Origin of the sequence: Brumimicrobium sp. (assembly GCF_048268645.1) — a bacterium.
GTDB lineage: Bacteria > Bacteroidota > Bacteroidia > Flavobacteriales_D > Crocinitomicaceae > Brumimicrobium > Brumimicrobium ulvae.
This window is the reverse complement of the sequence record NZ_JBLWVE010000006.1, coordinates 86,879-100,294: the sequence shown is the minus strand read 5'-3', so window position 1 is coordinate 100,294 and position 13,416 is coordinate 86,879. Positions and strand designations below refer to the sequence as shown.

At 36.8% G+C, this 13,416-nt stretch carries 8 protein-coding genes; 3 read left to right on the top strand and 5 right to left on the bottom strand.

Annotated elements, in window-relative coordinates; genetic code table 11:
- Positions 1-35: 35 nt before the first annotated feature.
- Positions 36-902 carry a TolB family protein gene (locus ACN0U3_RS06915; protein ID WP_417265628.1) on the top strand — a complete coding sequence of 289 codons (867 nt, stop codon included), beginning with the start codon at positions 36-38 and terminating at the stop codon, positions 900-902.
- 27 nt (positions 903-929) lie between these two features.
- Positions 930-2,921 (top strand): peptidoglycan DD-metalloendopeptidase family protein, encoded by a 1,992-nt coding sequence (locus ACN0U3_RS06910; protein WP_417265627.1) that lies wholly within the window; start codon positions 930-932, stop codon positions 2,919-2,921.
- 384 nt (positions 2,922-3,305) lie between these two features.
- Here the strand turns inward: ACN0U3_RS06910 and ACN0U3_RS06905 are convergent, their stop codons facing one another.
- The 3 genes from ACN0U3_RS06905 to ACN0U3_RS06895 form a co-directional block, all read right to left on the bottom strand.
- Positions 3,306-3,521, bottom strand: a complete 216-nt coding sequence (locus tag ACN0U3_RS06905) for an RNA-binding S4 domain-containing protein (RefSeq protein WP_417265626.1) — start codon at positions 3,519-3,521, stop codon at positions 3,306-3,308.
- Positions 3,522-3,609: 88 nt separating this feature from the next.
- Positions 3,610-6,225, bottom strand: coding sequence for an oligopeptide:H+ symporter (locus ACN0U3_RS06900; RefSeq protein WP_417265625.1), 2,616 nt, complete (start codon positions 6,223-6,225; stop codon positions 3,610-3,612).
- A 22-nt stretch (positions 6,226-6,247) separates the two neighbouring features.
- Positions 6,248-8,062, bottom strand: a complete 1,815-nt coding sequence (locus ACN0U3_RS06895) for a peptide MFS transporter (RefSeq protein WP_367182435.1) — start codon at positions 8,060-8,062, stop codon at positions 6,248-6,250.
- A 198-nt stretch (positions 8,063-8,260) separates the two neighbouring features.
- Between ACN0U3_RS06895 and ACN0U3_RS06890 the strand changes: the two genes are divergently transcribed.
- Positions 8,261-10,138, top strand: coding sequence for a M1 family metallopeptidase (locus ACN0U3_RS06890; protein ID WP_417265624.1), 1,878 nt, complete (start codon positions 8,261-8,263; stop codon positions 10,136-10,138).
- A gap of 209 nt (positions 10,139-10,347) precedes the next feature.
- On the opposite strand, the gene ACN0U3_RS06885 is transcribed toward ACN0U3_RS06890, so the two are convergent.
- A complete protein-coding gene (locus ACN0U3_RS06885) occupies positions 10,348-10,788 on the bottom strand; it encodes a thioredoxin fold domain-containing protein (RefSeq protein WP_417265623.1) in 441 nt (146 codons plus the stop codon).
- Between the two features lie 147 nt (positions 10,789-10,935).
- Entirely contained in the window at positions 10,936-13,236 is a 2,301-nt protein-coding gene (locus ACN0U3_RS06880) for a TonB-dependent receptor (RefSeq protein WP_417265622.1), read from the bottom strand.
- Between the last annotated feature and the right edge of the window lie 180 nt (positions 13,237-13,416).

Below are 13,416 nucleotides of genomic sequence, written 5' to 3'. Positions count from 1 at the left end.
ACTACAACTTAGGTTAAAATTTAATTTTCACTACTATGAAAAAGTCTACACTACTCATTACTGCAGGACTTATTGCAGTTGGAGTTATTTCGTTTATTGTCTCAAACAATAACAATGCACAATCCACAAATAATGATCCATCTGTTTCCGACAGTGTGACTATTGAAGAAACTGCTGTCTTACAAACAGAGTCTGCATCTTCAGCTGTTCATTCGGTTTCTCCATATGAGATCATCTATCAACATAATGATAAAAGGTTTCGCATCAATCCAAAAGAAACTGGTGTTTACCACCCCTTTCTTCTTCCAAATGAATCTGAACTGGAGTTGATAGAAATGGAGAAAAGATTCACCACAAGTGTAATTCCAAAAGAGGTGCTGGATGCATTACCACTTTCAAAAGACATGCTGTTTTATATGGGGCTGCAATCAAATCTAGACCCTAACCTTTGGGTTTATACCGAACGCAAGGACGAAGACACATTATTCAATGTACGCTTGTATAATCTTTCGACGAAAGAAAGTAAAATCCTCTTCAACCAGGCTTCTAGTCCAAATCAAAAATATGGATTCAAACCACTTATCTTTAGTCCTGACAATAAGCGTGTTTATTTCGAAGCTTTTGTATTTGATAGTTATTTGAACAATGAAGAATTATGGGAATTGGATTTAAACACATTAGCATTTCGCGAAATCAACATCCATTCTTTCTATACCAGCTCACCAAAAATGTCACCTGATGGAAAGTTCTTTGCTTATCCAGCAGCTTCGCAACCGAACAATGTGCATGTCAGTCCAAATCAATTGTTTCTCTTCAATATAGAAACAGAGGAAGAAAGTAGAATAATAGCAGATGAAAATGGATTTATCGGATTGATCGGTTGGTCGGAAGCTAAGCAATAAGCATATACTAATTTAAAACAGATCATTATGAAATCTAAAATACAATTGATTCTTTGTTTGTTCATGCTGCAATTCTTTGCACTTGAAGTATATGGCCAAGGATTTAAACTACCATGGAACAGTGGTGTTAGTCATTACGTATCAAGAACGGGTTCTCCAGCACCTACAGGTCCGACAGGATCCAGTTGTGGCCCAAATTCAGTCTATAATTACACTGCACATGGTTATGTAGCCATCGACTTTGACACGCCCAACAATGTTTACGATCCCGTTCGTGCAGTTAAGGCAGGAGTTGTTGTTTTTGCAGGGTGGAATGGTGGATATGGTAACCTTGTTCGGGTTCGACATTCTGATGGAACACAAACTTATTATGCACACAACGATGCGATTTTTGTTTCAACAGGTCAGTCAGTTCAGCAAGGATGTATCCTAGCCGATGGAGGAGACACGGGAAACTCATTTGGTGACCACATTCATTTTGAATGGAGAGACGTTGGTGGGGTACCATTTTCAGACAACCGATATCCAAGTTTTTTAGAATGTTCATGTAAAGTTAAAGCAAAATACTGCTATACTTCTACCAACAGCAATGGAGCTTGTACAGGAACACCGTGTACAGCACCAACAAATGACGACTGTAGTGATGCAACAACAATAATATCGAATGGACCAATATTATCGGGTACTGTAAAATGTGGCACAGGGTCGTTTGGTGCCAATCAATGTGATGGATGTAATTGTTCATCTCCTGACGATTTAGATGTTTACTTTAAGTTTGTTGCACAAGCGACAAGTCATACTGTCACATTATCCAACTATGCCAGTAATTTTGATGGAGTTATTGAACTCAGGTCAGGATGTTCACTAGGAACAAATTTAGGTTGTTATGACCCAAGCGGTGTACCCAATTCAATCTCTAGAACCTTCAATGGATTAACAGTAGGACAAACTTATTATGTTCGCATATTTGAATGGGATAACATCAATACACCACCAAGCTCACCAACATTTAAAGTGAAAGTCACACACATTTGTCCATTGCCCGGAAATATTCAAAATATTTCAGGAAACACAAACATTTGTTCCAACACTACGCAAACCTACTCCGTTGCAGCGGTTTCAAACGCAACAAGTTATACTTGGACGCTACCTTCAGGATGGACAGGGACTTCAACGAGTAATTCAATTACGGTAAATGTGGGGAATAATGGTGGACAGATTTCTGTAAAAGCAAACAATAATTGTGGAAGTAGTGATCTTGTCACAAAACAAATTGACGTGTCCATAATGCCAAGTATTCCGAGTGCAATAGCAGGAAAAAGCACTTTATGTGAGGGGCCATCTCAAGAAAATTATTCGATTAGTCCGGTAAGCGGTGCAACAAGTTTTACATGGACATTACCTTCAGGTTGGACAGGAAGTTCTAATTCAACACTCATTTCTGCTACGACAGATGGAACAGGAGGAACCATAAAAGTAAAGGCCAATAGTGGTTGCGGAAGTGGTCCAGAAAGAACATTAGAGGTCACCGCAATAAACTTAGACAATACGGTCAATTATATCAATGGTGAACTTACAGCTAACGCAGCTGGAGCAAGTTATCAATGGATTGATTGCAGCACAAATTATCCAATAAATGGGGCTACAAACCAAAGTTTCATACCAAATCAAATTGGAGATTACGCTGTAGTGCTCACGATGGGGAATTGTATTGACACTTCGGCATGTGTTTCAGTTTCAGATTTAGGACTCACCTATTCTGATCAAACGATACAATTAATCGCTTATCCTAATCCCACAAGAAATACAGTTTCTATTGCTGGAAAAGGCCTAAATAATGAAAAACACCACATCAGATTTACTAATGTTCAAGGTCAAGTGTTTATTCATGAGGAATTTAGTATCAACAATAACAAACTCGATGCGCAATTTGACATCAGAAAATTACCCAGTGGATTATACTTTATCTCAATCAGCTCTGGCACACTTAAACATGTGTTTAAACTTGAAAAGATTTAAAGGCATAAGTCTGAAATAAGGATATGGTTTAGACCCCTTTTGCTTCGATAAAGATTTAACTTCGAAGCAAAAGGTGTTTTTTCGTTCTAGAATAAAAAAGCCTTTGGTGTCTCGTCCAAAGGCTTCTTGCGCTTTAAATTATGAAAAAAGCAATCTGATAGCAGGCATGATTGGAAATTTATACTCTACATTAAAAGAACAATCGATCCTACACCTCAAAGATAGATAAGATAAAAAGAAGTTATACAAGGGTTTTCCCTAGAAAAGTATACACTTTTGATTTTAAAGCAATTAATCTAAAACTTTTACAACAAAAAAACTTCAGCGATTTTGTCTAAAGGTTGTTCATCACAATTTGATATAAAATTGGTTTCACTTTGTGGCTTAGAGGATAGTTATTTTTATTTGCCCCTCTACTTCTAACACATCACCTTTTCGGATTTTAGCTCGTTTACGTGTTTCTACTTCACCCTCACGCACTACGCCACCATCGTCAACAATCATCTTGGCGTGCCCTCCAGTTTGGGCAACACCAATAGCTTTCAACAATTGTAAAAGTTCAATATACTCCCCTTCGAGATTAAATTCAATAGCTTCCATAAAATCAATTTATCATTTTGATGTAAAACTAAAAACCGATGAAATAGTTCACCGGTTTTCAGAAAATCAATTATTGTTATGACGGGAATTATTTTACACCGTGCATTAATTTCTTCAACAATGGGTTAAGCACTGCAATCAGTACACCTGCAACAACAGGGATAATTGTAAAGATCAAGAAGAAGAAAGAAATACTGTATTCCTCTTGAATTTCGTCTACCATTCCACCCATAGAGGCGGCAATTTTATTTCCAATTGCAATGGCCAAGTACCACATTCCAAACATCAAGGCAATCATTCTAGCCGGAACAAGTTTACTTACGTACGAAAGCCCTACTGGAGATAAGAAGAGTTCTCCAAGTGTATGGAAGAAGTAAGCTAGAATTAACCAGACCATACTAACACGAACAATACCCGCTTCAGTTCCTTGAGGAATAAAGCTTGAACCATAAGCCAACACAGCAAATCCGATTCCCATTACGATTAATCCTAAAGAGTACTTCATCGCCGCAGAAGGATTGTATTTACTTTCCCACCATTTTGAGAAGAAAGAGGCGAAAGCAATAATGAAGAATGAGTTCAGAATACTGAACCAAGAAACAGTAATTTCGACTTCATTATCTTTAATTTCAGACACACTAGCTTGAATAATTTTAGATGATTTTTCAGCTTTTACATAATCCTCGGCAAGCTTATCTTCTTTTTCTCCATCTAAGTAAACAAACTTACCAAGCTCAACATGAGTTGCGACATTATCTCCAACTTTAAGCTCTTCATTTGTAGAGAAAAACAATGGTTTATTCACTGTTTCTTCCCCACTAAGTAAAGGACGTGCTTCAGAAACTGGTTGATATACAATCGTTTGCTTCCCAACAAGAACTGTATCTATACTCACTGAAATTTCACCATTTGCGTTTTCAACAATTTCACCATACGCAAAACGAACTGGCTCTATTTCACTTTTTTGATCACGTTGAACAGCGACTTCGCTATTTTCCTTCACCGATCCAGGGGCGTCTAATAAATACGCTGCTTCGGCACCTAATGATAGTTTTGCATTGGTGTTGTTAGACATAAATGGTGCAGAAAGATAAGTCTTTTCATCAGCCTCTGCTTCTCCCTTTTTCTTGTAAATCGGGAAGTTTTGTTGACTACGCACTGCAGTTACATCCAATTTAAAATGTGTTGAATCTGCATTTTTAACATTTCCTAAAGCAAAGTGTAAATCTTCTCTTTCTTCTTGGTAGTTCACTACTACTTTGTTGTTTTTAACCGTATCTAAAGAGACATAATCACCTTCACCAAGTCTTACAGCAACAAGGCTTCCTACCTTAAAGTGGTCATTATTGCTTGCATTGGAAACTTCATCATTTGAAAATGCTTCATAAACATATTCTCCTTTTTCGTTTGCAATTTGTTCAACAGGTACAGCGGCATATTGCGCTTCGTATGAAACTGTATTAAAGTCTCTTGCCAGCATCCATATTACGATACCCCAAACCAAGGAGAAACACAAGGCCAAAACGACGTTACTTCCTGGAATCTTTTTGAAAGATTTTTTATTCAACAAGTACAATACCCAAGTAATGATCATTAATGGGATAATCGTCAACAAAGTATTTACGATATTAAAAATCAATGCTGAGTTTCCTGTCAAGACCCTATCGGTATAATCTCTTGCGAAAATTACCATAGAAGTTGCCGCTTGTTCAAAAGGGATAAAGAACAATACGGTAAAGAATGCAAAGATGATCACTGCAATCATTCGGTCTCTGATGACTTTTTCATACCTTCTAATACGTGTTATTATAAGGTAAAGGAATAAAAGAAGACCTCCTAGTACAATTACCAAAGGCCCAGATAAAGTGTCTTTTGACAAGAAGAATTCTTCTGGCAATAAATTAACCTCACCAATTTTAGAAACCGGGTCATTAATTAGATAAAGCAAACCAATAATAGCAGTAACAACGATTAATACTTTATCAACCATTGTAAATTTGTTCTCTTTGTAATCTTTTACTTCAGCTGCTTTTTCTTCTTTAGTTTGACGCACAGGAGGTGCTCCAATCTTACCAAAGAGAGGTTTAGCCAATAAGAACTGTACTGTTCCGAAAAGCATAAAGATACCGGCTAATCCGAATCCCCAAGACCACCCTACACGTTCAGCAAGGTACCCACAAAGCATCATCCCGAAAAATGCACCTGCGTTAACTCCCATGTAGAAAATAGTATAAGCACCATCCTTTTTTTCTGGGAGGTAAGTATACATTTCAGAAATAATTGAAGTGATATTAGGCTTAAAGAAACCAGTACCTAGTACCAAAAGGGCCAATCCCATATAAAGAGAGAATTCAGTTTCGAATGCCATAGAAGCATGACCTGCAGTCATGATTACACAACCAATCAATACTGCCCAACGGTATCCAGTAAATTTATCAGCGATAACTCCTCCAAGTATTGGTGTTAGATAAAGCAAACCGGCATAAGTTCCGAAAAGTGCACCAGCATTTTCTGCGGTCCATTCCCAACCCGGATTACTACCGATAACAGCCATTGTAAGGAAGTTTATCAATAATACCCTCATTCCATAGAATGAGAATCTTTCCCACATTTCAGTAAAGAAAAGTACAAATAAACCAGCTGGGTGGCCTAAAACTTTACTCTTAAAAAACTCATCGTGTTGAGTTGTATCTACATTTGCCATAATTGTATACCGTATTTAACTTTTATCCTTTTATTTCAGTATCCGCTATTTCATAACCTTCTGCCTCTAAGCCTTCAACTTCTTTATCCTCCGCACCGTGTGTTAATTTCTTAAGCTTGTTGAGGAATAAAATCAGTAAAAGACCAAAGCTTACCGTAAAAATAGTTAGCCATAAGAAGGTCTTATATTCTTGTTCATTTTGTTGTTCTTCTACAACAAAGGTTACAGTATAATTTTTACCATCACCCTTGTTTTCAGTCGCTTTCACAGCGTCTTGATCTTTTTCGAACTGCAACCTTGCATGATAACGGTTCTCTTGATCCACATTGTGTTCTGCCAAGTATTCTTTTAACTCTGTTTTTCTTTCATCATCTAAGGAGAACAAACCTGTAACCTCCTTTTTCGATTTGTAGTCCGCAAACTTAATTTCTCCATCTTGCAAGAAAAGACTTGTTTTAATCTCGAAGTTTTTGTCTTGCGTAATTGGATAATCATAAATCGTCATTTCTTTATTATTGTCATCACGCACCTTCATAGAATCTTTTGTAATAAAAGGAGTTAATTCATCCATTTCATATACAAGATCACCGTTGTAAGGAGTAAGTTGAGATGACTCTCCAATACTTCCTGCCAGTTTGTTTCCAAAACCAGAAGCTGCGAAGAAAATACCCATCATGATAGAGGCATACTTTAATGGTGCTAGTTTCGTAATAAAAGACAAAGAAACAGGGGAAGTAGACAATTCACCAATGGTATGGAATAGATAAGCGAGGAAAATCCAGAACATTGCTGCTTTTCCAAAAGTTTCAGAAGCTGCTTCTTTAGAAGCAAACATCATAAATACATATCCTAATCCCATGATAATTGTACCAATGGCCATTTTAAAAAGAGAAGATGATTCTCTTCCTTTTTTCTTCCACCACACCCAGAATCCACCGATTACGGTACCAAATATGATAATGTATGCCGCATTCAAAGACTGAAACACTGCTGCTGGAATTTCTTCTAACCAACTTAAACCAATAGTTCTGTCAATTTTTGTATCTGTATAAAGATTCATCAACCCTCCGGCTTGTTCGAAAGCACCCCAGAAAACAATAACAATAAGGAATGAAATCAAAAGAACAATAACTCTGTCTTTTTCGATTTTTGTTAAAGGACGTTTAGCAGCAGCTTTCATTTCAGGAGTTGCTTTGTCTCCACCTGTAAATTCACCCACTCCAACAAGGTATTTTTGTCCCCACATGTATACTGCTTGACCTAATAACATACCGATTCCAGCCAATCCGAATCCGTAGTGCCATCCATAAATATGTGCCACCATACCTACAGTAATACTTGCTAAAAATGCTCCAATGTTAATTCCAATATAGAAAATAGTAAACCCACTATCTCTTCTGATGTCACCTTCTTCGTAAAGTCCACCAACCATCGTAGAAATATTTGGTTTTAATCCACCAACTCCTAAGATAATGAAAGCCAATCCTGTGAAAAACGCCCAATCTTGAGGAATTGCAAGTACTCCGTGACCAATACACAAAAGAATACCACCCCACATCACTGTTTTCTTAGGCCCTAAGAATTTGTCGGCTACCCAACCTCCAGGGATTGATGCCACATAGACCAACATTGTATACCAACCGTAAAGCCAAATTCCGTCTTTACTGCTCCATCCTAATCCTGGATCTGCTGCTGTCGCAGAGGCTACAATATATAAAGTAAGAATACCACGCATTCCATAATAAGAGAAGCGTTCCCACATTTCAGTAAAGAACAAAATGAACAACCCAATTGGATGTCCCATAACCTCCCTTTTCACACTACTGTCTAAACTCATAATTGATACTTTACGATTTGGGTGGTGAAAATAATTAAAAAAAGTGAGCCTTTGCTAAAATACGTTAATTTGTTTAACACAAAATAAATAATCGTTTGATTTGGCGGACTTAACGATAATTCTACGTGATTCGGCAATTTATTTAAGAATTACAGGAATAAAGTTTTAGTTTTACACTCTGAAAATGGTAAAAATATTATGATAAAAAGATTAATTCCTGCTTTTATTGCTATCACATTATTCTCATGTGAACAGGTCGAAACACCTCAAAATGAGGAACAAAAACCAAGTGCAACCATCAAAAACCATAGCTATGGCAACATTGATGAAATCAGTACAAACCACTTGCATCTAGAGCTGAATGTTGATTTTGAAAACAAATCTCTGGCGGGTGTTGCTCGACACACAATGGACAACAAAGGAGCTGATAAGGCTGTTTTTGACATTAAAAAGATCAATATTGAAAAAGTTACTTTAGGTAAAAAAGGCGCTGAAACAGAAACTACATTCACCATCGGTCAATACGACTCATTGCTGGGAGCTCCACTAATTGTTGACCTTAGTTCGGAAGACCTATTTGTTAATATTTATTACTCCACTCAAAAAGATGCAGATGCTTTAGATTGGCTTCCTGCCGAATTAACAGGTAGTAAAAAATATCCTTTTTTATATACACAAGGACAAGCCATCTTAACAAGAACATGGATTCCTGTGCAGGACACTCCAGAAAATAGGTTTACTTATTCTGCTGATTTAAAAGTTCCAAGTGAATTATTGGCTTTAATGAGTGCTACAAATCCTACCGAAAATAATGAAACAGGTGAATATTCATTCGAAATGAAACAACCTATCCCGTCTTATTTACTAGCACTTGCAGTTGGGGAATTAGATTACAGACAACTGAGCGACAACTCTGGGGTTTATGCTGAACCACATTTAATTGATGCCGCCGAAGCTGAATTCAAAGACATTCCAAAAATGATTGATGCAGCCGAAGGACTTTATGGAGAATATTTATGGGATGTTTACGATGTTATTATTCTTCCTTACTCTTTCCCATTTGGAGGAATGGAAAATCCAAGGCTAACATTCTTAACACCTACCTTAATTGCTGGAGATGGAAGTTTGGTGAGTACTGTTGCGCATGAATTAGCACATTCATGGTCAGGAAACCTAGTAACCAACGCAAGTTGGAATGACTTCTGGCTAAACGAAGGCTTTACTGTTTATTTCGAGAATAGAATTATGGAGGAAGTATATGGTAAAGAAATCGCCGACATGTTGGCCATGATTGAATTTCAAGAACTTAAGAGGAGTGTTGATGATTTAATGGCTGAAGGTCGCGAAAAAGATACCTATCTTAAATTGGATTTGCACGGTAGAGACCCTGACGATGGTATGACTGACATTGCCTATGTCAAAGGAGCATTTTTCTTAAAGACGATTGAAGAAAAAGTAGGAAGAGAGAAATTTGATGTATTCTTAAACGCTTATTTTAAAGCACACGAATTTAAAACTTTAACAACAGAAAAATTTGTAGAATACATCAATGAAAACTTATTCGAAAAAGAAAACATTGAATTCAATCTTAACGAATGGATTTATGGGGAGGGAATCCCATCTAACGTGATCCAACTAAATTCTGACCGTTTTGTTGTAGCACAAGAACTTGCTCAAGAAGTAAAAGACGGAAATAAATTACCTACTGATTTAAAGCGCAGTGATAAAATCACCCAAGAATGGTTAGCCTTTATTCGCGCATTTGATGGTGAGCTTTCAAAAGAACAAATGATCATGGTCGATGAGCAGCTGAACTTTAAGAACAGTGGCAATTCAGAAATCATGTCTGAATGGTTTGTACTCGGAATCAAAAATGATTACAAAGAAATTCGTCCTGAAATAAAAGCTTTCTTGAAAAAAGTAGGTAGGAGAAAGTTTTTGGAGCCACTCTATACGACTCTTGCGAAAACTGAGGAAACACTAGAATGGGGTAAAGAAGTCTACAAAGAAGCTCGACCTTACTACCATGCTGTATCATTCCACACAATTGATAAAATATTAGGCGTAAATCACTAATCCGGATTTAAAAACAATGGCCTGTCTTGAAAAATCAAGGCAGGCTTTTTTATTTGTAAAGATTTATAACCTAAGAATCAAATAAGACAGCGCTAAATTGTTACGTACACTAAACCTTATTTTCAGGATTATTGCCCCCTACTTTTTGAAACAAAAAAAAGAATTTTTCATTGAGAATGACTCCGATGATACATGTTTAGCGTTTAATTCTAAAGCAGAAGAACCTCATCCAAAACAGTCTTCAACTCTTCTCTGGTGATGAAACTATTGTTCTTGTACACCACACTATTTCCCACCATAATCACAGTACTTGGAAAAGCCACTGTCCCGTCTTTTTTGGCCAACTGCATAGCCAATTGATGTTTTCCTTCGTTTACTCCAGAGGCTTCATAAACATAACGCTTTCCTTTAAATACGATGTCATCAGTACCCTCAGCATTCAGCAGAACTAAATAGTATTTTTCATTCAATAGTTCAGAAATATCCTGGCTTTTCAGCACCTTGTTTTCCATGGCTAAACATATTGAACACCAGTCAGTATTAATGAAGAAAACTACAGGTCGTTTTTCGGTATACTGCAGACTATCTAAATCATTTGCAGAATATGTATTCAATTGGGCAAATGATTGTGACGCCAGAAATAAAACCATAAATAAAGTAAGCCTCCTCATAGTAATTTAAACAAGTGCAAAAACATAAGTTAAAAGTAAAAAAAAGAATCCTCAAAAGCGAACTTTATAAAAGTAAGCCTTTGAGGAAACAAAACAGATTTATTAAAACATTGCTACAAAAGAAACTTACTGGATTGTGTAGCGCAACCCTACAAAACCTCTAACCCCCTGGTTCGCACCATAGATATAATCAGGATCGAACTTTAAGGCATACGGATTATCGGGTGTAGCTAAAATATCTCCATTCCCATCATACTGTACGTTTTGATCAAAAGGATCATCCGTTCTAGCAATAATGAAGGGATTTTCTTTATTGGGTGTCCAGTTCAAAAGGTTCTTTACTCCACCGAAGATTTCCAATCCATTTTTAAATACTTTTGTTATTTGAATATTCTGAATACTATAAGGTTTTGACTCTCCCATCCTAGGGTCTAAATCACTAATTAAAGGCAGAACCATCGGTCCATATAAATTACCTGTATATTCTAATTTCATTCCAACAGAAGCAAAATCATACCCTAAATTCCATGTCATGGTATAGGTTTCTTGGAATTCTTGACGAATACGCTCCCCACCCTCAACACTAGACACATCCATAATTGTCCCTCCTACTCTAGCATTAAAATGTTGATAACGAGCATCTAGATTCAATGATATTCCTTTAGACTCAGCATAACCATCAAGGTTATCATAAATAATTAGATTTGGGTCTGTTTCATAATCTGGAATAATTTTATTATCAAAATAAGTATAGAACACAGAAGCATCGATATTCAAGAACAGCCCATTGTCGAAACTTAATTTCCTAACGTAATTAATGTTTCCATTCCAAGAGGTTTCCGGATTTAGGTCAGACAGAAACACGACGTCTCTTGCCCCTGTCAATGCCGCGTGATCTTCTGTAAAAACATTAGCTACTCTATATCCAGACCCGGCACTTAAACGCAAGGTGTTTAATTTATTCCTTGATGTCCATTTATAGTTGATTCTGGGTGTAAAAATATCTCCATGCAGTGAGTTATAATCATATCTCAACCCCATTAAAAGGGTTTGCTGTGGTGCAAACTTCCATTCATCTTGAAGGAAAATTCCTGGCAAATAGATTGCTGAAGGATCATTCACTATTTCACCATTCACCTTCTTTTCTGTTGCAGTGGTATTGTCATCATAAAAAGTATAACGCAATGCAGCACCTGCCAATAAATTATGTCTACCTAGCTTTTTATCCCAAGTAAACTGACCAAAACCAATGTTTTGTACCGCATCATAAACCTCATCGCCATACCTCGAGTTTTGATCATGTCCATTAGCACTAAACATAAACATCACTTTCTCCTTTAATGGCAATTGATAATTCCCCAACAACTCCCACCGACTCGTATAAATAGTTTCTGCATAAATTGAATCAGAACCCCTATATTCAGGTGTCCAATTCATGTCACCTCCCCATCTATCTTCATATACATATCTACCTGTTAAAGTAAAAACCCTACCTTCTTTTCTTTTAAAGTTCCATTTATTGAAAATTGAGATCCTGTCTTGCAAAGTAATGTCTGTAAACCCATCATTGTTGTTATCAATCGGATTGCTATAATTAAAGTAGTTTACCCCAAGTAAGGTAGAAACTTTTTCACCAAAATTAGCACGATAACCAACATCAGCATTAACTTCTCCCCAAGAAGTTCCGAAAGCTTCTGCATAAAATAGAGGTGCTTGATCTGGTGATTTAGTAATGACATTAATCAGTCCGCCAACCGCTTCTGACCCATACAATGTTGAAGCAGGACCTTTTACAATTTCAACCCTTTCAATTAAAGCTTGTGGAATACCATTTAAACCATAAACAGTTGAAAGACCACTTACGATTGGCATTCCATCAATTAAAATCATTGTATACGGACCTTCTAATCCATTAATATGTATATCACCTGTATTACAAACACTGCAATTTACGCTAGGTTTAACTCCATTCACTTGTCCTAGCGATTCAAAAATGGACGGCGCAGGATTAGACCTAAAAAACTCTTTAGAGTATACTTCAATGGGCACTGGACTATCAGATTTTCGAACCGTTCTCATTGTTCCTGATACCACAACCTCCTCAAATGAAGTAGCGATGGCTTCTAACTCAAAACTAACCGTTATTGGATTATTGTCTTTTAGTTCCACAGCAATAGTATCATTATGAAAATCCGTAGACCGAGAAATTAATTGGTAAGAACCTTTTGGTAACCCTGAAATTGTGAACTCACCAGCAGCATTAGAGGTAGCTCCTTTATTCATTCCATCTACAACGATGTCAATCCATGCTAAGCGCTCTCCCTCATCGCTTTGAACGACCCCCATTATTGTGGTTTGTGAAAAAACTATTCCTGAAGAGACAGAGATAAACAATGCTAAAATAACTCGTTGTATGTTTTTATTCATCCTATGAAATTTATATTTTCGGCAAATATATTGTTTTTATTTAGGCAAGGCTAAATATTTCTTAAGGTTTTACAAAAACACCTAAAAACAAACCAAAACACATTTGTACAACCGTAGGATTGTCAACAAGTTAGTGCGTCAACACAAATATAATGACGTGAAGAAAAGTTACGACTTGAC

Excerpts from the sequence above, each read along its gene's own strand:
- ACN0U3_RS06880 (WP_417265622.1), bottom strand. The coding sequence starts at position 13,236 with ATGAATAAAAACATACAACGAGTTATTTTAGCATTGTTTATCTCTGTC.
- ACN0U3_RS06895 (WP_367182435.1), bottom strand. The coding sequence starts at position 8,062 with ATGAGTTTAGACAGTAGTGTGAAAAGGGAGGTTATGGGACATCCAATT.
- ACN0U3_RS06885 (WP_417265623.1), bottom strand. The coding sequence starts at position 10,788 with ATGGTTTTATTTCTGGCGTCACAATCATTTGCCCAATTGAATACATAT.
- ACN0U3_RS06915 (WP_417265628.1), top strand. The coding sequence starts at position 36 with ATGAAAAAGTCTACACTACTCATTACTGCAGGACTTATTGCAGTTGGA.
- ACN0U3_RS06890 (WP_417265624.1), top strand. The coding sequence starts at position 8,261 with ATGATAAAAAGATTAATTCCTGCTTTTATTGCTATCACATTATTCTCA.
- ACN0U3_RS06900 (WP_417265625.1), bottom strand. The coding sequence starts at position 6,225 with ATGGCAAATGTAGATACAACTCAACACGATGAGTTTTTTAAGAGTAAA.
- ACN0U3_RS06910 (WP_417265627.1), top strand. The coding sequence starts at position 930 with ATGAAATCTAAAATACAATTGATTCTTTGTTTGTTCATGCTGCAATTC.
- ACN0U3_RS06905 (WP_417265626.1), bottom strand. The coding sequence starts at position 3,521 with ATGGAAGCTATTGAATTTAATCTCGAAGGGGAGTATATTGAACTTTTA.